Origin of the sequence: Rickettsia aeschlimannii (assembly GCF_047973405.1) — a bacterium.
GTDB lineage: Bacteria > Pseudomonadota > Alphaproteobacteria > Rickettsiales > Rickettsiaceae > Rickettsia > Rickettsia rickettsii.
In genome coordinates, this window is record NZ_JBFQGO010000002.1 from 58,163 (window position 1) to 79,016 (window position 20,854).

Genomic DNA, 20,854 nt, shown 5'->3' on the forward strand with positions numbered 1-20,854 from the left:
TTGTTATTATTTCATGAGATTGTCACGCACCCTACTGCTGCTCACAATGACGATTTGGTATCTATATAAAGATAGCCCCAGTATGACAAGAAAAATTTTGATGGTGCCGGATATCGGATTTGAACTGATGACCTACCGCTTACAAGGCGGTTGCTCTACCACTGAGCTAATCCGGCATATTAATATGATTATAGAGAAGAGATATGCGTGGCTTGACTATACGATATCTGGAAAAATAACTTGTAGTAGTCAAATTTACTAAATCCCGCAATCAAATAGCGGGATGACAGTAGCTGAATTGATCCACACAGTCAATGCCTGTTCGCAATGACGAAAAATATACTATAAACTAAGCTTCTTTAGCTTCCTTTTTACTTGGTCTAGCTTTGCGGTTTTTTGCTTTCACTTCCATTTCCTTTTTAACTTTCTCAGGAAGAGTAACACCCGCTTGCTCAATAAATTTTGCGACTCGCTCAGTTGGTTTAGCACCGGTGCTAAGCCAATATTGTATACGATCTTTTTTTAAAACAACACGCTCACTATTATCTGAAGCAAGCATTGGATCATAAGTTCCGACTTTTTCTAAAAAGTCACCGTCACGAGGTGCTGTTGCGTTAGCTACTACTACACGGTAAAAAGGACGCTTTTTAGCACCACCTCTAGCTAAACGAATTTTTACTGCCATATATTACTTACAATTATTTTATTTTTTCTTCTTTAAAAAGAACATGTTTTCTAACTACTTTATCATACTTACGAAAAGAAAGCTTCTCGGTTTGGGTCTTCGGATTACGTTTCTTTACCCAAAAAACACCTGTGCCGGCAGTACTTACTAGCCTTACCAAAACATTTTTATTTTTCTTTGCCATTAGCTGACACCTTAAATCAAGATATTATTTTATTATTCTAAGAAAAGCAGAATAAAACGAAATTGAAAAATAGTCAAGTAAAAACTAGGCATTGCAAACGACTGCAAGGAGCGTGGCAATGACGTATCTCTCTTTATTTTGCAATGCCTAGTTTTTACTTGACTATTTTTCAATTTAAACGAGTTACCGTCCAAATAAGCGTTCGATATCCTTAAGCTTCAACTCAATATAAGTAGGTCTGCCGTGATTACATTGACCTGAAAGCGGCATATTTTCCATTTGACGTAGTAAGGCATTCATTTCATCTACCGATAATTTTCGTCCTGCTCTAATAGAGTAATGACAGGCATAAGTTTCCGTTACATGCTCGATTAGCTCTGTCAAAGCTATATTCTTGCCAAAATCCGATAAATGATCGGCGAGGTCTTGAATTAACTTTTGCACGTTTACATCTCCAAGGATATTTGGAATTTCAGTTACTATAATAGATTTTTCGCCAAATTTTTCTAGAGTTAAACCGAGTTTATATAGTTTTTCTCTATGGTCATATAAACAATCTGCTTTTTTTTCATTTGGCAGTTCTACTATCTCAGGAATAAGCAAACGCTGTTTGATTAACTCTTCCGTTTTAAGGTAATCTTTTATTTTTTCATACCCTAAACGTTCGTGTGCTGCATGCTGGTCGGTAATCACTATACTATCTTCGGTTTGTGAAATAATATAAGTCGTATGAAGTTGTGCTTTAGCTGCCCCAAGTTTATATTGTTTACAGGTTTGCTGTTCATGTTCTATACGGTTTTCTACTTCTTGTTCTATTTTAGCATGTGATAATGTATCGATTAATTTTTGACAAACATGATTTTGAGGAACTGTATTAAGTGTAGAATGAGTAGCAGGTTTATAATCTGCCGATTTACTATTAACATTTATAACTTTACCTACTGGCGATTGTTTGTTAACTAAAGGATTTTTAAATAACTCAAGAGCATCATCAGAGGCAATAGTAGTAGAAGTAACATGGCTTTTATTTGTTAAAGCATTTTTAATTGCTTCTATTAATAAGTTTCGCACATAATTCGGGTCATGAAACCTAACCTCTGCTTTTGCCGGATGTACATTAACGTCAACAAGTTGCGGATCGATTTGTAAGAATATAGCACATAGTGGATAACGATCACGAGCTAAATAATCTTGATATGCTACCCTTAAAGCTACCTGTAATAATTTATCTTTTACCGGTCTATTATTAATAAATAAAAACTGATCTTCACTTGAAGCTCTATTATATGTCGGGCTACTAGTATAGCCGCAAATAGAGAAATCAGGTGTTTTGAAGTCTATATAAGAGGCGTTTTTTATAAAATCATCACCTATTACATCAATTATACGCTGTTTTAGGTTAGTTTCAGCATCTTTATTTTGTCCCTTTAGTTTTAATAAATTCTTGCCGTCATGTGTTAAACTAAAAGAAATTTTAGGATGTGCTAGAGCGATTTTCTTAACCACATCTACAGTTGCTGCAAGCTCTGTTTTATCGGCTCTAAGAAATTTTAAACGTGCAGGTGTTGCAAAAAATAAATCACGTATCTCTATTTTAGTACCTTCATTATGAACAGAAATAGTAACTTGTTTTTCATTGCCGCCAATTAACTTAATCTGAAATGCTTTGTCGGCATCTCGTTTTTTAGAAGTAATTAGCATTTTGCTAATAGCAGCAATAGACGACAGTGCTTCACCCCTAAAACCGAAAGTATGAATATTTAGAAAATCGCTTTCATCAAACTTAGAAGTTGTATGACGTTCAACGGCAATTTCTAATTCCTTATCAGTCATACCGATACCATCATCGGAAATAATGATTAGATTTTTACCGGCACGTTCTAAAATAATATCTATTTTAGTACTACTTGCATCAACAGCATTTTCAACTAATTCCTTTACTACCGATGCGGGCCTTTCTATAACCTCACCAGCAGCAATTCGGTTGATAGTACTTTCTGACAAAAACTTTATAGTCATTTTGTTACTAATTTAAATTTCTTACTACAATATGGGCAGATAACTTCCTTTTTTTCTTTATCTATCTCTAAATAAACTTTCGGATGGTCATATAGAGGTTCTTTGCCATGGCAAGATACAGATGCATCAACGCTATTAACAATTTCCATAGATTTATACATTATTTCTTTAAGTGAAATCTAATATAAGTTACTTTTAAATAAAAGACAAATATTACTTGGATTAACTATGTCATCCCATGACTTGATCAGCTTTGTTGCATGGTTCTAATTTTTTCATCATTGCGAGGAAATTACGTAAGTAATTGACGAAGCAATCTAATGCCAAAGTTCTGTGAGACTGCCACGCAGCCTATGGCTGCTCGCAATGACGATTTAGCTGGCTGGTACAAGCCACGGTATGAGATAGTACATATTTTTTATAAGGAGATAAAAATGAAAGACAAAGTAGTAGTTATTACCGATTCTACTAACGGTATTGGGCTTGAGATAGCAAAACATTTTGCAAAACTTAAGTCTAAAATAGTTATTAACGGTTTTGCAAAAGAAGATGAAGTAGCCAAAATTTCAGCAGAATTGAAAGAACTTGGGGCAAGTGCTGTATTTTATCAAGGAATAAATTTGGAAAAACCTGATGAAATTCATTCTATATTTGAAAGTATAATAAAAGAATTCGGTAAAATAGACATATTAGTAAATAATGCAGGTATTCAGCATGTTGCTCCTATCGATGAATTTCCTGAAGATAAATGGGAGCAAATTTTACGTATAGATTTAATAGCATCTTTCTATACTACAAAATACGCAATACAGATATTATGAAAAAAAGCGGCTTTGAGCGAATTGTTAATATCGCTTCCGCTCATGCATATGTCGCATCACCTTTCAAGTCGGCATATGTAGCAGCAAAGCACGGTATCCTTGGACTTACCAAAACCGTTGCTTTAGAAGTGGCTGAGAATAATATTACAGTTAATGCTATCTGTCCCGGTTACGTCAACACACCATTAGTAAGGAATCAAATAGCAGATACTGCTAAAGCTAGACATATCAGTGAAGAATCAGCGTTAAGGGATGTAATCCTTAAATCTCAAGCTACGAAAAAATTTATAGAAGCTGATGAAATAGCAAACTTAGTAATATTCTTATGTGACGAAAAAGCTTCATCAATAACAGGTAGTGGACTCTTGATAGATGGCGGCTGGACGGCACAGTAGTTTTTAATTCTAGTTATTGAGAAATAACTAACAATAAAAACTTCTTATTTACTCCTTTACACTTGAAATAAACCACAATTTATTCAAGGAGGAATTTATGCCAGAAAAAAAACATCTACATTTTCAAACTGAAGAAACTGAATTAAATAGGGAAAAATGACAAATTAATTCATTTTAAAGATGAACTGGGCAGCCCCATAGATGGGCAATTAGTTATAGGAAAAGTTGAAGAAGTAAAAGAAAAAGAATTTTCTAGATCCATAGAAGTTGAGGTAAAGCGTAATTTGGGTACGTTTAAAAAAGCTCTAACCTATCTTGGAATTATTAAAAATACGAAAAAAGTAGTAAGCAAAGAAGAGAAAATTATAGGCACCTATGAATTAGGCAATTTTACTAATGATAAGAATTCCATAGAGAACTTTTTAAACAACTTAGATTTCGATGAAGAAAAACTTTACGCATATGATCTTAGTGGTACAAAAGTTGGAGAAGTAGGTGATTTTGGAAAAGTAGTATTAGATGAGAATATTAAGCTTGATGAAACTATTCTTCAAAAAAAATGGTAAATTCTTAGATTTAGGAGGTAAAGCTTTACAAAATCAGTTTATACAAAAAGGTAGCGGAGTTTACCATATTAAGTACTGCTACAGACGTAAAATATTTTGATAAAGATTGAAAGTATTAAGACTTCAAAAGGGTGTTACGAATCTTAACACAAAGCCCGTAAAAAGTGCTTTTAAAGGTAGCAGAGAAGCTACAAAAATATGAGAAAAACTACGAAAACAACAAAAAGAACAGAAATTTGCAGGAATTAAAAAGCCAAAAGGAGCTAAACTTATAAAAGTAGGAATTCCGGTAGTTCCTACTAGAGGATAACTAGGTTATAAGTACTTGACCATTATAACGTGTATATTATAATAGTTATGATCAATTAATATGTACGTTATAATAGTCATAATAAATTATGTCTAATATAGCGTGTATTTAAGCTTGTGTCTCAAAGTCATTTGGCTCTAATTCTAATGCTTTGTTGTATGATTCAAGAGATAAATCGTATTTGCCTAATTTTTCCAAAGTAAGACCTTTATTAAGATGTGCTTTATAATCATTGATATTTAATTTAAGTGCTGCATCAAAAGCTTTTAATGCTAAATTATATTTTTTAAGAATTCCTAAAACTATTCCTTTATTCACGTAAGCTCTAAAATCATCACAGGATTAAGCTGTATTGTTTTATTATACATTTTAATAGCTAAATCATATTCTTCTATATTAAAATATATATTTCCTTTATTAAAGTATATTACAGGCTCATTCGGTTCTAGCTCTAATGCTGTATCATACGATCTAATAGCTTCTTCATATTCCTATAACGCATCTAAAGCTAAACCCTTATAGAAATATGCTTTAGCGTCATTAGGATTAAACTCAATTCCTTTATTATACGCTCCAAGTGCAAGTTCATTTTTTCCAAGTTCATATAATGCAACTCCTTTACTAAAGTAGGTGTATGAGTTATTTGGTTTTAATTTAAGTACTAAATCATATTTTTGAAGCCTACTCAAAATTGTTCCTAACTGAATTAATACCGCTCCTTTATTAAGATAAGCCTGAAAATGATTATGGTTTAGTATAATTGCTTTTTTATAAGCTTCAAGGGCCAACTTATATTTTTCAGGAAACCTAAGTCCCAGTATTCTTAGTCTAAATCCATATCCAATATATGCATCTGCATCATTCGGATTTTGTTTTATAGCTTTATCACATTCTGCTAATTCTTTTTCAAAATCATTTGCAACTGATTCAGGTTGTTTATTAAACAAGAACTTATAACCACAAAAACATATTACTATCACCACAAGAATTAAAATGCCGACAATTAAATATTTATACTGCATTGTAATTAATAATATGTAAAAAAATTAATATTATAAAGTGTAATTTATAATATTATAAATTACACTTTATAAATGATGTAACTTGTCTATAATAACTAATTAGTAATTAAGTTATTTAAAGCTCGATGAATAGGTCTAAGTTCATTTTTTTATCTGCTATTTCAGGTAATGTACTTGAATATTATGATTTTACGGTATATTCAGTTTTTTCGCTGATTATTGGACAAGTTTTTTTTCCAGGCGAATCAGAATTCATTAGAATTCTTCTAAGCCTTGGAGTATTTGCGGTTGGCTTTCTGACAAGACCGATAGGAGGCATATTATTCGGTTATATCGGTGATAGATACGGTAGACGTATCGCTTTAATAATCTCGATGCTAGGTATGACTATTCCGACCTTTATTATGGGTCTCATACCCTCATATGCAAGTATTGGGATTTATGCCCCTATAACTCTAGTTATAATGCGGCTTATTCAAGGTTTATGTATTAGTGGTGAAGGAACGGGAGCGGCCATTTTTATCCTTGAACATCGTCAAAATTTAAGACCGGGTTTTACGGCAGGTTTAGTACATGGTTCAAATATCGCCGGTACCTTAATTGCAACATTTATCGGTATTATAATAGAACGTTATTTCTCTCATATAGATTTTGCTTGGCGTTTTGCTTTTCTGCTTGGCGGATTTATGGGTCTTGCAGGATTTTACTTGCGATTGCGTGTATCGGAAACACCGATTTTTAAAATGCTTGAGAAAAAGAAACAAGTTCTTAAAGCACCTTTTTCCAATGTAATTAGAACTGCTTGGAGATCGATGTTTTTAACTATGTGTATAGGTGCTATCGCTAGCAGCGTTATGTATTTAGTAAAAACATATATAAATGTTTTCTATTATAATGTAATGCATCTTAGTAATACTATTGCTTTATCATATTTAGCGTATAGTTCGTTTATTGCGATGATAGCGATGTCGCTTGCCGGCGGTACTGCCGATATTATCGGAAAATTTAAAATGGCAATGCTTGTTGGTGTTGCTATCTTGATATTGATTTTACCGACCATGTTACTTATGTCGACAGAAGAGATGTGGCAACAAATTATAGCTCTTACAATGCTTGGTATGCTCGCAGGAAGCATAGCAGGTGCAGCTTATATATTCGTTATATCCTTGTTTACGGCAGAACAAAGATTTACCGGTGTTGCTTTCAGCTACAATTTTGCAATAGCGATATTCGGCGGAACTTCACCTATTATTTCTCGTTGGCTTGTAGAGCGCACAGGCTTATTCTATGCTCCGGCTTTTTATATTATGATCATTGCTGCCGTATTTTTAGTGATTATGTATATGATGAGGAAAATAATTAAATCGTTGCTTAATAATTATGAACATAGAAAATAAAGAAATAACAAGTAGTTGGTTTACTAATTTACGTGATTTATTGTGCAAAGAATTTGAAAAAATCGAAGAAGAATATGCACAAACCAAAGGTTTAAAACCGGCTAAGTTTGTACGCTCAAGCTGGCAACGTAACGGCGGCGGTGGCGGTGTCATGTCTCTCATGAAAGGAGAGGTATTTGAAAAAGTCGGGGTTAATATATCTACCGTATTCGGTGAATTTTCTCCCGAATTCCGCAGCGAAATTCCAGGAGCAGAGCTAGACGGGAAATTCTTTGCAACAGGCATTTCATTAGTCGCACATCTTAAATCACCGCTAATTCCCGCTATGCATTTTAATACTCGTTATATAGAAACTTCTAAAAGTTGGTTTGGCGGCGGTGGCGATTTAACACCTTTTTATCCGGAAGAAAACGAAACTGTAAAGTTTCATGCAGCTTTTAAAGAAGCGTGCGATAAGTATGATTCTAGCTATTATCCTAAATTCAAAAAGCAATGTGATGAATATTTTTATCTAAAGCATCGAAAAGAGCCGAGAGGAGTAGGCGGAATATTCTATGATTACTTAAATAACGATAATTTTGAACAGGATTTTGCCTTTACACAGGACGTAGGTAAGGCTTTGTTGTCGGTATATCCTGAAATCGTTAGAAGTAAGTTATTTTTACCTTGGACAGCTGAGCAGAAAGAATACCAGCTTATAAGGCGAGGTAGATATGTAGAATTTAATTTGCTATATGACCGCGGTACTAAATTCGGCTTAATGACCAATGGAAATGTCGAAGCAATATTAATGTCATTGCCACCTGAAGTAAAGTTTAATTGACTTTTTTAAAATCATAACCGGAATGGTAAAATGTTATTTCAGTGTGTTGAAACTTCTACCAAAAGTTAGAAAATCTCTCACATAACTTATGTATCCTCGACCTTATGGTCGGGGAGATAATAGGTATGTCTAGAACTTAAAGCAATCCTTTAAGCAAACCTATTATAGCTGACTTTTGGCAGTTTTGCTAACTCCCGACCACCAAGGGTTTATTTCTCTTCGGTAGTTGAAACTTAAGCAATTTAAGTTTAATTAATCGGGAGTAACTACATGCCCAACCAAACTAAATAGATGAACAGACATTGCTTTATTTATGTCATTCCTGCTTTCCTTTCACAGAAAAACATTGCCCGCATGGATCGGTTTTAACGTCATTGTGAGGAAATTACGTAAGTAATTGACGAAGCAATCTTAGGAGTTTGTTATTACCTCATGAGATTGCCACACAGCTTACCGCTGCTTGTAATGACGATATATCTTTAACAATCCCTTTTCAAATAAAAAGAGTATACTAGTCAAATGGTTTCACTATAACCATAATCACTGCAACAATCATACAAATAGCCGGAATCTCATTAACTATGCGATAAAATTTTTCTGAATGGACATTCTTACCATTTGCAAAATCTTTTCGCCATCTTGCAAGTAAACCATGAAATGTCACTAAAATTAATACTGTAAACATTTTAACGTGAAACCAAGTATCAAGAGCAACAAACCCGTAAATATGAGCATTTATTAAACCAAAAATAAATGTGCTAATCATTGCCGGATTCATAATGAATCTGAGTAATTTTAGCTCCATTACTTGTAAAGTACTATCTAGCTCACTACCTATTTTAGCTTTGGTATGATAAACATATATTCTAGGTAAATAAAGAAGTCCTGCCATCCAACATATAGCAGATATCAGATGGACTGACTTAAACCATAGGTAGTAACTTGCCATTCTTTTCCTTATTAATTTGTTAATTTACACAAACATTTAGTAAATTCGTTTGGACATATTCTTGTACTAGAGCTATTCATAACTAAATTAGTATCAACCTTATTAATAAATCGTAGCAATATATTTGTCAAACTATTAATAAAAATTTTATTTGTTCCAAGTGTCGGAATTCGGGTATATTGAATTTCATATTTATCTGCGATTAATTTATATTCAATATCAAGCTCTACTAGTGTTTCAACATGCTCGGACACAAAGGATATAGGTACGATAATTATGTCTTTTTTTAACTTTCCTGCTAGCTCTATTTCGTCTTCCGTATTCGGTTTTAACCACTCTATAGGTCCTACTCTACTTTGATAAGTTATCTTATAATCTAGATCTTTTATATTTAATTCTTTAACTATTGCTTGTACTGTTTCTTTTATCTGAAAACTATAAGGATCGCCTGCTTTTATTATTTTTTCGGGTAACCCGTGAGCAGAAAATAATATACGAAAATTTTTATCGTATAGTTTTTCTTTAATTAGTGAAACATGGGCTTTTATAAAATCTTTTTCTAGAGGATAACAGCAAATTGTTTTAATTGGAATATCAATATCAAGGTTTTGTAAAAAATTTTTAACCGATGATCCTGTCGTAGTACTTGAAAATTGAGAATATAGAGGCAATAATATTATTTCGCTTGGATTATATTTTTTTATTTGACCTATTACTTCTTTAGCAAAAGGTGCTGAATATCTCATATTTATAAAAATAGCGAAATCTTCTTTTATAAGTTGCTTTAGCTTTTCGGTTAGTGCTAATTTCTGCTCCTCTGTTTCCTGAAGTAAAGAAGATTTACCACCGATTAAAGAATAAGTTTTTTGAGATTTTTTCTCTCTAGTAATAGAAATTATTTTAGCGATAATATAACGCAAAGGATTTGGTAGATTAATTATAGCTTTGTCATAGAATAGATTAAATAGAAAAGGCTTCACTGATTTAAGGTCTTTTGGACCACCCAAATTAAAAAGTACTATTGCTATTCTTTTCTTCATATAACCTAACATATTCTGTCAAAAATTCTACATTTTCCGTAGGTGTTTCAGGCAAAATACCATGTCCTAAATTAAAGATAAAATTCTTTCCTTTCATTGCCTGAAGAATTTTATAAGTTTTTTCTTTAATAATTTCTTTATTAGTTAATAATACAACCGGATCTAAATTACCTTGTACTATTACTTTATCACTCCACTCTTTCATTTTTTCAAGAGGAACCATTTGATCTACGGCCAAAATATCTATCGGTACTTCTTTTATAAATTTTTCGTACAATAATCCCGCTCCTTTAGGAAAAGCAATTATAGGAGTTTTTGGAAAAACTTCTTTTACTTTTAGTACAATCTTTTTTGTCGGCTCTATTACAAATTCAGTAAATTTCTCTTCTGCAAGTACTCCTGACCATGAATCAAAAAGCTTTAAAACATCTGCTCCAGATTTTGCTTGGTTTATAAGATGATCAGCTGTTTTTTCCGTAATAAAATTTAATAATTCTTCAGCAAGCATTCTATTTTCATATATGAATTTTTTGCTCGTTTTAAAATCCTGTTTTCCTTTTCCTTCTAGCATGTAACTCATCACTGTCCAAGGACTACCTGCAAATCCTATTAAAGAAGTGGGTGATGGTAATTCTTTTTTTACTTTTTTTATTATTTCATAAACCTTTTCTAATTTATCATTCGGATTGATTTGCAGATATTTAAAATCTTCTTGTGATTTGAATTGCTTTAATTTAGGGCCTATATTTTCTTTAAAATCCACTTCCCATCCAAGAGCATGAAGTAAAACTAATATATCGGAAAAAATAATAGCTGCATCAAATCCATAACGTTTTATCGGTTGTAAGGTTACTTCCGTTGCTTTGTTAACATCGTAACAAAAATCCAGAAAATTTTTTGTTGTTTCTCTTACTTTTTTATATTCCGGCAAATATCTACCTGCTTGACGCATAAACCAAATAGGTATTTTGTTACTATTTCCTTTTAATGGATTTATAATTTGCTTCATGATATTAATAAAAATATTAGAATAATAAATAATTTATTATTTGTTGTTTATGTAAATAGAATTATGTAGATTAAATGTTTTAAACAGAGTTATCAACAAAATTTTCATTAAAATTTTCTTAAAAATATCGGTATTTTTAATTATTATTCACATAAGTTTGTAATGAATTTATACAAGTGGATAATTAAGTGTAAAATTCATTTATAGCTTAGAAAAGACTATTTTTTCAAAGAAAAATGATATTTATTCACAATTTTATCCACAAACTATTTGTTTAAAAGAAAATACACTAGATTTACTTGATTTAATAAGGATTTGAGGAAATTTTTAATGGATTTTAATAGGAAAAATAATAAGTTATTAAAAAAATTATCCACAATTACATGTGTAAAGTATGACAAAGCTAGTTATTCACTTAGTTTCAGATTCTTCCGTACAAACTGCAAAATATGCAGCAAATTCTGCCATTGCACAATTTACTTCCGTAAAACCAAAATTATATCATTGGCCAATGATTAGAAATTTGGAATTGCTAAATGAAGTATTAAGTAAAATAGAATATAAACATGGGATAATATTATACACGATTGCCGATAAAGAACTCCGAAAAGCTTTAACGAAATTTTGCTATGAATTAAAAATTCCATGTATTTCTGTAATAGGTAAAATTATTAAAGAAATGTCTGTTTTTTCAGGTATTGAAATAGAAAAAGAACAGAATTACAATTATAAATTTGATAAAACTTATTTTGATACACTTAATGCCATAGATTATGCTATAAGACATGATGATGGACAAATGCTTCATGAGTTATCAGAGGCTGATATAATATTAATAGGTCCTTCTAGAACTTCTAAAACACCGACTTCCGTATTTCTAGCGTATAACGGTTTAAAAGCTGCCAATATTCCTTATGTTTATAATTGCCCCTTTCCTGATTTTATAGAAAAAGATATAGATCAATTGGTAGTAGGACTCGTTATTAATCCAAATAGGTTAATTGAGATAAGAGAAGTTAGATTAAATCTATTACAAATTAGCGAAAATAAAAGTTATACGGATTTTAATATAGTACAAAAAGAGTGCCTAGAAGTCAGAAAAATTTGTGATCAAAGAAATTGGCCGGTAATTGACGTGTCGACTAGATCAATAGAGGAAACAGCAGCTTTAATAATGCGAATATATTATAATAGAAAAAATAAATATAATAAATAAAAAGATTTTCATTATTTACAAGTATAAGCCTGTACTTTATAATTTTATTTATAAATATAGATGTTGTCCATATGAATCCGAAAACAACACTATGTCATTCCCGCGTAGGCGCGTGGATCCAGAAAAATAACTTCAAATATAGAAGTTACACATTTAATAAAATAAACCTAAAAAACAAGTTTTTATAGGTTTTACTGGATCCACGCCTACGCGGGAATGACATAAAAGCCATATGGACAATTCTACAAAACATAGAGGAATTTATGGCAAATAACGTAACGGATAGCTCTTTTAAAAAGGAAGTATTAGAATCGGATTTACCTGTACTGGTTGATTTTTGGGCAGAATGGTGCGGACCGTGTAAAATGTTAACACCGATAATAGATGAAATCAGTAAAGAATTACAAGGCAAAGTAAAAGTACTTAAAATGAATATTGATGAAAATCCTAACACTCCTTCAGAATACGGTATTCGTAGTATTCCAACGATAATGTTATTTAAAAACGGTGAACAAAAAGATACTAAAATAGGTTTGCAACAAAAAAATTCTCTTTTAGATTGGATTAATAAATCTATTTAATATTTATTTTATGTCACTTAGCCATCCAAAAGTATTTATAGAGATAACTAATGGTTATGTTGAAGGTATTGATACTCATAAAAGAGCTCAAGGTTTAAAGCATTTCTTCTTGAAAAAAGGAGTCTCTCTTTCTCCAAATATATCTATATTAAACAATATTAATTTTTCTTGTTATGAGGGAGAAAAAATAGCTTTTATAGGGAGCAACGGTTCAGGAAAAAGTTCGCTTCTAAAGCTAATCGCCGGAATATATCCGTTAAAATCCGGTATAGTCAAAGTTCGTGGAGATATTGCGGCAATTATAGATATGGGAGTTGGTTTTGAGCCTGAGCAAACTGGTCGTGAAAATATAAAAATGTTAATGCTATATAATAATATGCTAGATAAATATAGCAAGAAAATTGAAAAAGAAATTATAGATTTTTCAGAACTTGGTAGTAAAATTGATTTACCGATAAAAATTTATAGCTCCGGTATGTTATCACGCCTTGCTTTTTCTGTATCGATATTTCAAAATCCGCAGATTCTATTACTTGATGAAGTTTTTGCGGCAGGCGATAGCTATTTTATAGAAAAATCTCTTAGTTTAATGAAGAATAAATTTAAAAATACTCCTATTTCAATAATAGTAAGCCATCAAGAAGAAATTATAAAAGATAATTGCAATAGATGTATTTTATTAAAAGACGGCAATATTATAGGTGATGGTACACCATCGGAAATGTTTAAAATCTATAGCCAACAACAAGGAAATTCATAAATGATAAAGTATTTTTTTTCTAAAAAATATTGGCGGGCAATAGCATTACTAGTTAAAACTTCTATAATTAGGCAAAATAAAGATTCTTTTTTAGGTTCTTTATGGAGTTTAATTCAGCCTTTTATTCACATAATGGTAATTTCATATTTTTTCGGTTTTTTATTAAGACAGCCGAGAGAATTTATGGTAATGAACTTAGTCGGTGGTATTCCTTTGTGGAGTTTTATAGTAAGCAGCTTAACGATTTGTTCAAGTTCTTTAGTTACACGTGATCAAATAATAAAAAAAGTTAGAATTTCTAAGACTTTTTTTCCTGTTGCGGATAGTTTAGGGCAATTATATACTTTAATTTGCTCATTTTCGGCAATGTATTTTGCTTTTATTTTATTATTTCCAGAAAAATTTTCTTGGCAAATAATATTTATGCCGATATTAATTTTGCCCTTAATAATATGTGTGATTAGCGGTTCTATCGCAGTAGCATTTTTAACGCCGTATATTCGAGATATTCCGCAAATGTTGAGTGTTATTCTTGGAGTTATTTATTGGAGTATACCGATAGTTTATCCATATTCGCTAATTCCGGAGTCTAAAAAGATATATTTTGAATTTAATCCGTTCTTTTTAGTTATAAGACCCGTACAAGCGTTGGTGATTGACGGAACATTACCGGATATGATGCTGATAGTTAAGTCTATTATAGTTGCATTTATTACTGTTTGTATCAGTTATTTAATTTATAGACAATTTTCTAAAAGAGTTATTTATTATTTATGAAGCTTGGTTTTAATCTAGATTTTAATGAATTAGATTTGACCGGACTTAAAAAATTAGATCAAATATTTTTAGATTATCTCTTTAAAGCCGATAGATCTTTGCATGAAGATTTAATGTTATTTAGATCGACTCCTCTCTCCATTATTCCAAAAGATTATTCCGAATTTTTGCTAAAAATTTCCCCTCATTTAGACGATTTTTTAGCAGAGTTATTTTGTATTTCAAAAGAAATAACGATATCAAGGTTAAAACATAAAGATTTTGATATTATTTATGAATGTAAAAGAAAATTTGTTCAACGTGTTGCCGTAAAGAAATATCCACCAGAAAAAATAAAAGATATTGATTTTGAAGATGTGTATTTAAAGCTAACTGATTTAATAGGTGCGAATTTTACTTCTAGAGAATTTGCCAAACAAATAATTATATGGCAACAGGCAGAAGAAAATTTTGCAGAAGAATTAGACATAGCAGCTAGGTATGCTGCGTATAGGGTTTATTCGTGTGAGGGTATCAAGCCACAGGATGATACCCTATTCAACCTCCCACAAAAACTAGATAAAGAAAATCTAATAGACGATAAAAAAATATTAAAATATCAAAAAAATGAGAGAGTAGATTTTGACTATACAGATTCTTTTTTAAATCTAGATGAAGCTTTAAACCATTCTCATTATTGTATTTATTGCCATAAGCAGGATAAGGATAGCTGTTCTAAGGGATTACTGCAACCTCAGAATCGTAATTGTGAGGAAGAGCGAAGCGACGTGGCAATCTCAGGAGATTTGATGAGATTGCCGCGCTCCTTGCAGTCGCTCGCAATGACGGATTTAAAACAAGGCTGCCCGTTAAAACAAAAAATTTCTGAAATGAACTATGTTAAGGCACAAGGTTTTAACCTAGGTGCTCTTGCTATTATAGTTATTGATAATCCAATGGTTGCAGCAACAGGTCATAGGATTTGTAATGATTGCTCAAAAGCTTGTATTTACCAAAAGCAAGACCCAGTAAATATCCCATTAATAGAATCAAATATTTTAGAAGAAACGCTTAAATTACCTTACGGCTTAGAGATATATTTACTGCTTACTCGTTGGAATCCGCTTAATATTTATGCACCGCTTCCGAAAGAACCTACTAATTATAATATTTTAGTTACCGGTCTTGGTCCTGCAGGTTTTAGTCTTAGCTATTATTTATTACGGTCAGGTCATAATGTTGTGGCTATTGACGGTTTAAAAATTACTCTACTGCCTTTTGACGTTCATAAGCCTATAAAATTTTGGCATGAATATAAAAATTTGTTATCGGAAAGAATGCCAAGAGGATTTGGAGGAGTAGCGGAATATGGGATTACCATTCGGTGGGATAAAAACAATCTCGATATATTGCGGCTAATATTAGAGAGAAATAATAATTTCAAATATTATGACGGAGTAGCTTTAGATTTTAATATAACGAAAGAACAAGCTTTCGATTTGGGTTTTGACTATATAGCTTTTTGCATTGGAGCAGGTCAGCCGAAAGTTTTAGATATAGAAAATTTTAAAGCTAAGGGCGTAAAAACGGCTTCTGATTTCTTAATGACTTTGCAAAGCGGAGGGGCATTTTTGAAAAATTCTAATACTAGTATGGTAATTAGGATGCCGATTGCGGTAATAGGCGGCGGTCTTACTTCCTTAGACGTAGCAACGGAAAGTTTATATTACTATAAAAAACAAGTAGAGGAATTTGCCGAAGATTATATAGAAAAAGATTTAACAGAGGAAGATAAAGAAATAGCTAAAGAATTTATTGCTCATGCAAAATTGTTTAAAGAAGCTAAGAATAATGAAGAATTAAGAAAGGTTTTTAATAAGCTTGGGGGTGCTACTATCTACTATCGTGGAAGATTGCAAGATTCGCCGGCATATAAGTTAAATCACGAGGAGCTAATATATGCATTAGCACTCGGTGTTGATTTTAAGGAAAATATGCAACCTTTAAGGGTTAATGTTGATAAATACGGTCATGTGGAATCTGTGGAGTTTGAGAATCGAAACCGTCATTGCGAGCAGTCAAAGACTGCGTGGCAATCTCAGGAGTTTAGATTAACAAGATTGCCGCGTCAATGCTACGCATTTCCTCGCAATGACATCAAAACCAAAACCGTGATTATGGCAATCGGCATAGAAAATAACACTCAATTCGATGAGGATAAATATAGTTATTTCGGTGATTGTAATCCTAAATATTCGAGTAGTGTAGTGAAGGCTCTTGCTAGTACCAAAGAAGGGTACGACGCTATTAACAAAAGGCTTATAAATAATAATCCTAGCTTTAAAGGTAGTTATAAAGATTTTTGTACGCAGCTTGATTATTTGCTGACTTCTAGGGTTAATAAAATAAATATTTTAGATGATAAAACTTTTGAGTTGATAATTCATTCGCCGCTTGCTGCTAAAAATTTTAAGTTCGGACAGTTTTTTCGCTTACAAAATTATTCTGAAGATGCTGCTAAGTTAATAGAGCCTGTAGCCTTAAGCCCTATCGATATTGATGTAGAAAAAGGCTTAATTAGCTTTATAGTTTTTGAAGTCGGTAAATCTACTAGCTTATGTAAAACATTATCCGAAAATGAGAAAGTAGTTTTAATGGGACCGACAGGTTCGCCGCTAGAAATACCTCAAAATAAAAAAATAGTTATTGTTGATTTCAAAGCCGGTAATATAGGCTTATTAAAAGTTCTAAAAGAAAACAATAATGAAGTTATATTTGTTACCTATCCTGATATAAAAATCCGTAAATTAGTTTCAGTGGATATAGTAATAATTAATGCTTCTCCTGAAATAATAGAGGAATTGCAAAGTCTAAAAAATGAAATATTCAGTGAAAATACAAAAATAATAGTTAGTGTTAATTCATCGATGCAATGTATGATGAAAGGAATTTGCGGACAATGTATTCAAAAAGTTAAAGGAGAGCAGAAATATATTTTTGCATGTAGCCAGCAAAATCAAAATGCAGAAATAGTTGATTTTAAGAGCTTGAAAACTTGTTTACGCCAAAACTCTTTGCAAGAAAAAATGAGAAATTAGTGGCTAGTTCATCCATAATTTAATAGCTTCAATTAACTCTTCTAGTTGTTCAGGTGACAATATTTTTTTGAATTTTATCAACCATAATATGAGTCTAATAAATCCGTTGTTAGAGGGCAAACTGTTTTATACTGGGATGATTTTTATATAAATTAGATTGAACAACAACAGTGGGGCGAGGTTTACCATAATCTCCAGATATTACAACCAAACAACAATATATCTTTTTTTAATATTATTTCCATTCATCTAACCAACTTTCTTCATTGTGTTTTAACCATAAGTCGGTATCAGGATTTCGTAATACTTTCTTATAATATTTAATTGTAACACATAAGTGTTACAATATCGTTAGTTAAATAAATTTACTTCTCAAAACGACAAAATGCTCTACTGCTATCTTGATTAAGAAAATCGATAATTTGTATTACTATAGAATTATTGTTATATTTCTCGGCAACTTGTTTTATACGCTCAGCAAAATTACCTTCACCTGAGAAGATTTCTTCGATAGCTTTTAAAGCACTTAAAGACTTTACTTTGTCAAACCCTTTTCTATTCATACCGATTAGATTTAAGCCCTCAAGCACCGCACGTTTGCTACTTACAAGCCCAAACGGTATTACATCTGCTCCGACCGGCGATAGCCCGCCGATCATCGAATATTCACCGATTCTAGCATATTGATGTACGGCAGACAGCCCGCCGATTATTGCATAATCACCTACCCCAATATGACCTGCTAGGCTTACATAATTAGCAAATACTACATTATTGCCGATTTTACAATCATGACCTATATGGACGCCGACCATAAATAAATTATTATTTCCTACTCTTGTCACCATTCCGCCGCCTTGGCTTCCTGCTTGTACCGTAACATATTCTCTAATAGTATTATTAGAGCCGATTATCGTGCTTGATCGCTCATTAACATATTTTAAGATTTGTGGAGGTTGACCTATTGATGCAAAAGGATAGATTACGGTATTTTCGCCGATTTCGGTAATCCCTTCAATTACTACATGGGATTTTAGCTCGACATTGTCATGAAGCACAACTTCAGGACCTATAATAGAATACGGTCCAATTTTTACCTTTTTACCGAGCTTTGCACCTTCTGCAATTACAGCTGTAGTATGGATATTAGAATTTGACACTATGTTCCTATGCTTTATCTTTAATCATTGCGGTAAACTTACTTTCTGCAGCTATTTCACCTTCGACCGTAACTGTACTTGAAAATTTCCATACGTTAGCTCTTTGCTGATCAATAATAGCGTGGATATGCATAGTATCCCCCGGCTGAACAATTCTACGAAATTTTGTATTTTCGATAACCATTAAAAACACTTCTTTATTATTAGTAGAATCTAAAGATTTAGCAACTAATATAGCAGCTAATTGTGCCATAGCCTCAACCATTAGAACACCGGGCATAACAGGTCTTGCCGGAAAATGTCCTGTAAATTGTGGTTCGTTAACAGTAACGTTTTTAATACCTGTTATTGATTTGTTAGGATCAATTTTAAGTACTCTATCTACTAATAAAAATGGATAGCGATGAGGTATCCAATCCATGATTTCGGTAATATCTATGATCATTTATTTAGGTCTCTTCTTTAATGTAAATTTTCCATCATTGCGAGGAATTTATGAAATAATTGACGAAGCAATCTAGTAAAAAGTACTAAAATCAGCACTTTTTGCTAATTTTTTTGGATTGCCACGTAGCCTATGGTTGCTCACAATGACGATTCAGGTATTCATGCAACAACAAAGCTCTTTTCAATAGTAAGCTACTTTTTTAATTTGCTATTAGAGGTCTTTAGTAATTGTTTCATAATAATAGATTGTCTATGCCAATCCATGATAGGAACTGCAGGGCTGCCGCCGACAATTTTACCTGCTTCTATATTTTGTGCTACACCGCCTTGTGCCGCTACCTGTGTCCCGTCGCCTATATTTAGATGTCCGGCGATTCCTACTTGTCCTCCAAGAGCACAATATTTACCGATCGTGCTACTTCCTGCTATACCTGTCTGTGCTACGATAATAGAGCCTTTACCTATTTTGACGCCATGCCCTATTTGTACTAAATTATCTATGCGGCATAAATCTTTTATAATTGTATCTTGAAGTGATCCTCTATCAATAGTAGTGTTTGCACCGATTTCAACATTATTGCCGATTTTAACTATTCCTATATGAAATATTTTGTGATGTACGCCTTTTTCGGTAGAAAATCCAAACCCGTCCTGTCCAATTTTTGCACCTGCAAGTATTACGACGTCGTCGCCTATAATTGCATAATTTATTGAAACATGTTGTTCTATTCTAGCGTTTCTACCGATATTTACGCCTCTACCTATAAAACTTCCGGCTTCTATAATACTATTATCACCTATAATAACATCATCTTCAATAACTACATTGTGACCTATATAACAATTTTTTCCGATAGTCGCTGAATCTGCAACAATAGCGGATTTCATTATTTTAGCAGGGTATGATTTAATAGGAGCATAAAAAAAATCTATTAATTTGCCGTAAGCAAAATATGAGTTCTGGGCGTGTAATAAAACAGTATTTGGATTTGCTTCTCCCGTAAAATTTTTTGGCACTATACAAGCAGCAGCTTTGGTAGTTTTTAAAAATTCAGAGTATTTAGGATTGCTTAAAAAGCTAATATCATTTGGTGATGCTTCCTGCAGAATTTTAATATCATGAATAGCTATATCTTCATGAATCTTAGGAGGTTCTATAATATCGTGTAAAAAATCTATAATTGCCGCCAGTTTTCGTGGCCCTAGATTTTTATAAAAATTACTACTTACCATATAACTTTAAGCAAATTAATCATTAGCGACAGTATATAAGTGATAGTTTTATTATGCAACAAAATTTACAGGTGACATAAAAGGTATTGCTAAGTAAAGAATGATATCGTCATTGCAAACGACTGTAAGCTTTGTTGCATGGCTCAAAAAACCCGTTCGATGTCATTCCCGCTTTCGCGGAAATGACATAAAACGAGTCATGCGACCAATACCAATTTTTGAAATCAATAATCATATTGACTTGTTTAAAGTTTTGCTTAGAATTATCTTGGAACAGCTAAGGTTGTCCTGGAGTATAGAAACCTCCATCAACAGGTGGTAAAATCACCGTTAAATTGGTTTATTCCTCAATATTTTACGATCGGGGAGATAGTAGTCATATT

At 32.2% G+C, this 20,854-nt stretch carries 20 protein-coding genes, 1 tRNA gene and 3 pseudogenes; 9 read left to right on the top strand and 15 right to left on the bottom strand.

Going from position 1 to position 20,854, the window contains the following annotated elements:
• Positions 1-101 precede the first annotated feature (101 nt).
• The 5 genes from AB4K15_RS01650 to AB4K15_RS01670 all read right to left on the bottom strand — a co-directional run bounded on the left by AB4K15_RS01650 (position 102) and on the right by AB4K15_RS01670 (position 3,049).
• A tRNA-Thr gene (locus AB4K15_RS01650) sits at positions 102-176 on the bottom strand.
• 173 nt (positions 177-349) lie between these two features.
• The gene (gene rpsP / locus AB4K15_RS01655; protein WP_032073725.1) at positions 350-685 is read right to left on the bottom strand and encodes a 30S ribosomal protein S16; all 336 of its coding nucleotides are present in this window, start codon (positions 683-685) and stop codon (positions 350-352) included.
• A 13-nt stretch (positions 686-698) separates the two neighbouring features.
• Positions 699-869, bottom strand: a complete 171-nt coding sequence (gene rpmG, locus AB4K15_RS01660) for a 50S ribosomal protein L33 (RefSeq protein ID WP_004997072.1) — start codon at positions 867-869, stop codon at positions 699-701.
• 183 nt (positions 870-1,052) lie between these two features.
• Entirely contained in the window at positions 1,053-2,888 is a 1,836-nt protein-coding gene (gene mutL, locus AB4K15_RS01665; RefSeq protein WP_032073726.1) for a DNA mismatch repair endonuclease MutL, read from the bottom strand.
• A complete protein-coding gene (locus AB4K15_RS01670; protein ID WP_084698762.1) occupies positions 2,885-3,049 on the bottom strand; it encodes a zinc-finger domain-containing protein in 165 nt (54 codons plus the stop codon). The genes mutL and AB4K15_RS01670 overlap by 4 nt, the downstream gene beginning before the upstream one ends.
• 342 nt (positions 3,050-3,391) lie before the next feature.
• Here AB4K15_RS01670 and AB4K15_RS01675 point away from each other — a divergent pair.
• Both AB4K15_RS01675 and AB4K15_RS01680 read left to right on the top strand, forming a co-directional pair.
• A pseudogene (locus AB4K15_RS01675) lies at positions 3,392-4,101 on the top strand (SDR family NAD(P)-dependent oxidoreductase); the annotation flags it as partial.
• A gap of 287 nt (positions 4,102-4,388) precedes the next feature.
• Positions 4,389-4,670, top strand: a complete 282-nt coding sequence (locus tag AB4K15_RS01680) for a hypothetical protein (protein WP_500224134.1) — start codon at positions 4,389-4,391, stop codon at positions 4,668-4,670.
• Between the two features lie 418 nt (positions 4,671-5,088).
• Here AB4K15_RS01680 and AB4K15_RS01685 read toward each other — a convergent pair whose 3' ends face one another.
• From AB4K15_RS01685 to AB4K15_RS01695, 3 genes are read right to left on the bottom strand one after another with little or no spacing between them, the layout of a single operon-like run.
• The gene (locus tag AB4K15_RS01685) at positions 5,089-5,298 is read right to left on the bottom strand and encodes a tetratricopeptide repeat protein (protein ID WP_032073728.1); all 210 of its coding nucleotides are present in this window, start codon (positions 5,296-5,298) and stop codon (positions 5,089-5,091) included.
• Positions 5,295-5,456: a tetratricopeptide repeat protein gene (locus AB4K15_RS01690; protein ID WP_500224304.1), complete on the bottom strand. Its 162-nt coding sequence runs from the start codon at positions 5,454-5,456 to the stop codon at positions 5,295-5,297. The genes AB4K15_RS01685 and AB4K15_RS01690 overlap by 4 nt, the downstream gene beginning before the upstream one ends.
• Positions 5,457-5,471: 15 nt before the next feature.
• Positions 5,472-6,002, bottom strand: coding sequence for a tetratricopeptide repeat protein (locus tag AB4K15_RS01695; RefSeq protein WP_500224137.1), 531 nt, complete (start codon positions 6,000-6,002; stop codon positions 5,472-5,474).
• 125 nt (positions 6,003-6,127) lie between these two features.
• On the opposite strand from AB4K15_RS01695, the gene AB4K15_RS01700 reads away from it, so the two are divergent.
• Positions 6,128-7,399, top strand: a complete 1,272-nt coding sequence (locus tag AB4K15_RS01700; protein ID WP_032073729.1) for an MFS transporter — start codon at positions 6,128-6,130, stop codon at positions 7,397-7,399.
• Entirely contained in the window at positions 7,383-8,222 is an 840-nt protein-coding gene (gene hemF, locus AB4K15_RS01705) for an oxygen-dependent coproporphyrinogen oxidase (protein WP_032073730.1), read from the top strand. The genes AB4K15_RS01700 and hemF overlap by 17 nt, the downstream gene beginning before the upstream one ends.
• Positions 8,223-8,733: 511 nt before the next feature.
• Here the strand turns inward: hemF and hemJ are convergent.
• The 3 genes from hemJ to hemE are packed head-to-tail and all read right to left on the bottom strand — an operon-like array spanning position 8,734 to position 11,220.
• Entirely contained in the window at positions 8,734-9,171 is a 438-nt protein-coding gene (gene hemJ / locus AB4K15_RS01710; RefSeq protein WP_032073731.1) for a protoporphyrinogen oxidase HemJ, read from the bottom strand.
• An 11-nt stretch (positions 9,172-9,182) separates the two neighbouring features.
• On the bottom strand, positions 9,183-10,223 hold the full coding sequence (gene hemH, locus AB4K15_RS01715) for a ferrochelatase (RefSeq protein ID WP_032073732.1): 1,041 nt from the start codon (positions 10,221-10,223) through the stop codon (positions 9,183-9,185).
• Complete coding sequence (gene hemE / locus AB4K15_RS01720) at positions 10,180-11,220, bottom strand: uroporphyrinogen decarboxylase (RefSeq protein ID WP_032073733.1); 1,041 nt, start codon at positions 11,218-11,220, stop codon at positions 10,180-10,182. The genes hemH and hemE overlap by 44 nt, the downstream gene beginning before the upstream one ends.
• A 394-nt stretch (positions 11,221-11,614) precedes the next feature.
• On the opposite strand from hemE, the gene AB4K15_RS01725 reads away from it, so the two are divergent.
• The 5 genes and pseudogenes from AB4K15_RS01725 (at position 11,615) to AB4K15_RS01745 (ending at position 17,654) form a co-directional block, all read left to right on the top strand.
• Positions 11,615-12,436: a pyruvate, water dikinase regulatory protein gene (locus AB4K15_RS01725; protein WP_032073734.1), complete on the top strand. Its 822-nt coding sequence runs from the start codon at positions 11,615-11,617 to the stop codon at positions 12,434-12,436.
• 263 nt (positions 12,437-12,699) lie between these two features.
• A complete protein-coding gene (gene trxA / locus AB4K15_RS01730; RefSeq protein WP_024547208.1) occupies positions 12,700-13,017 on the top strand; it encodes a thioredoxin in 318 nt (105 codons plus the stop codon).
• A 10-nt stretch (positions 13,018-13,027) separates the two neighbouring features.
• Positions 13,028-13,777, top strand: a complete 750-nt coding sequence (locus AB4K15_RS01735) for an ABC transporter ATP-binding protein (protein ID WP_032073735.1) — start codon at positions 13,028-13,030, stop codon at positions 13,775-13,777.
• The gene (locus AB4K15_RS01740) at positions 13,778-14,554 is read left to right on the top strand and encodes an ABC transporter permease (RefSeq protein WP_032073736.1); all 777 of its coding nucleotides are present in this window, start codon (positions 13,778-13,780) and stop codon (positions 14,552-14,554) included.
• Positions 14,551-17,654 (top strand): annotated as a pseudogene (locus AB4K15_RS01745) (FAD-dependent oxidoreductase). Before AB4K15_RS01740 ends, AB4K15_RS01745 begins: the two are co-directional and overlap by 4 nt.
• Positions 17,655-17,758: 104 nt before the next feature.
• On the opposite strand, the pseudogene AB4K15_RS01750 reads toward AB4K15_RS01745, so the two are convergent.
• From AB4K15_RS01750 to lpxD, 4 genes and pseudogenes are all read right to left on the bottom strand, one after another.
• Positions 17,759-17,842 (bottom strand): annotated as a pseudogene (locus AB4K15_RS01750) (type II toxin-antitoxin system PemK/MazF family toxin); the annotation flags it as partial.
• Positions 17,843-17,996: 154 nt separating this feature from the next.
• Entirely contained in the window at positions 17,997-18,791 is a 795-nt protein-coding gene (lpxA, locus tag AB4K15_RS01755) for an acyl-ACP--UDP-N-acetylglucosamine O-acyltransferase (RefSeq protein WP_032073737.1), read from the bottom strand.
• 7 nt (positions 18,792-18,798) lie between these two features.
• Positions 18,799-19,236: a 3-hydroxyacyl-ACP dehydratase FabZ gene (gene fabZ, locus AB4K15_RS01760; RefSeq protein ID WP_032073738.1), complete on the bottom strand. Its 438-nt coding sequence runs from the start codon at positions 19,234-19,236 to the stop codon at positions 18,799-18,801.
• A gap of 194 nt (positions 19,237-19,430) precedes the next feature.
• Positions 19,431-20,471, bottom strand: a complete 1,041-nt coding sequence (lpxD, locus tag AB4K15_RS01765) for a UDP-3-O-(3-hydroxymyristoyl)glucosamine N-acyltransferase (RefSeq protein WP_032073739.1) — start codon at positions 20,469-20,471, stop codon at positions 19,431-19,433.
• Between the last annotated feature and the right edge of the window lie 383 nt (positions 20,472-20,854).

Bases quoted from the DNA above. Each gene is read 5' to 3' on its own strand.
- hemH (WP_032073732.1), bottom strand. From the start codon at position 10,223: ATGTTAGGTTATATGAAGAAAAGAATAGCAATAGTACTTTTTAATTTG.
- AB4K15_RS01700 (WP_032073729.1), top strand. From the start codon at position 6,128: ATGAATAGGTCTAAGTTCATTTTTTTATCTGCTATTTCAGGTAATGTA.
- rpsP (WP_032073725.1), bottom strand. From the start codon at position 685: ATGGCAGTAAAAATTCGTTTAGCTAGAGGTGGTGCTAAAAAGCGTCCT.
- hemE (WP_032073733.1), bottom strand. From the start codon at position 11,220: ATGAAGCAAATTATAAATCCATTAAAAGGAAATAGTAACAAAATACCT.
- AB4K15_RS01725 (WP_032073734.1), top strand. From the start codon at position 11,615: ATGACAAAGCTAGTTATTCACTTAGTTTCAGATTCTTCCGTACAAACT.
- trxA (WP_024547208.1), top strand. From the start codon at position 12,700: ATGGCAAATAACGTAACGGATAGCTCTTTTAAAAAGGAAGTATTAGAA.
- rpmG (WP_004997072.1), bottom strand. From the start codon at position 869: ATGGCAAAGAAAAATAAAAATGTTTTGGTAAGGCTAGTAAGTACTGCC.
- hemF (WP_032073730.1), top strand. From the start codon at position 7,383: ATGAACATAGAAAATAAAGAAATAACAAGTAGTTGGTTTACTAATTTA.
- mutL (WP_032073726.1), bottom strand. From the start codon at position 2,888: ATGACTATAAAGTTTTTGTCAGAAAGTACTATCAACCGAATTGCTGCT.
- AB4K15_RS01670 (WP_084698762.1), bottom strand. From the start codon at position 3,049: ATGTATAAATCTATGGAAATTGTTAATAGCGTTGATGCATCTGTATCT.
- hemJ (WP_032073731.1), bottom strand. From the start codon at position 9,171: ATGGCAAGTTACTACCTATGGTTTAAGTCAGTCCATCTGATATCTGCT.
- AB4K15_RS01695 (WP_500224137.1), bottom strand. From the start codon at position 6,002: ATGCAGTATAAATATTTAATTGTCGGCATTTTAATTCTTGTGGTGATA.
- AB4K15_RS01735 (WP_032073735.1), top strand. From the start codon at position 13,028: ATGTCACTTAGCCATCCAAAAGTATTTATAGAGATAACTAATGGTTAT.
- fabZ (WP_032073738.1), bottom strand. From the start codon at position 19,236: ATGATCATAGATATTACCGAAATCATGGATTGGATACCTCATCGCTAT.
- AB4K15_RS01740 (WP_032073736.1), top strand. From the start codon at position 13,778: ATGATAAAGTATTTTTTTTCTAAAAAATATTGGCGGGCAATAGCATTA.
- lpxD (WP_032073739.1), bottom strand. From the start codon at position 20,471: ATGGTAAGTAGTAATTTTTATAAAAATCTAGGGCCACGAAAACTGGCG.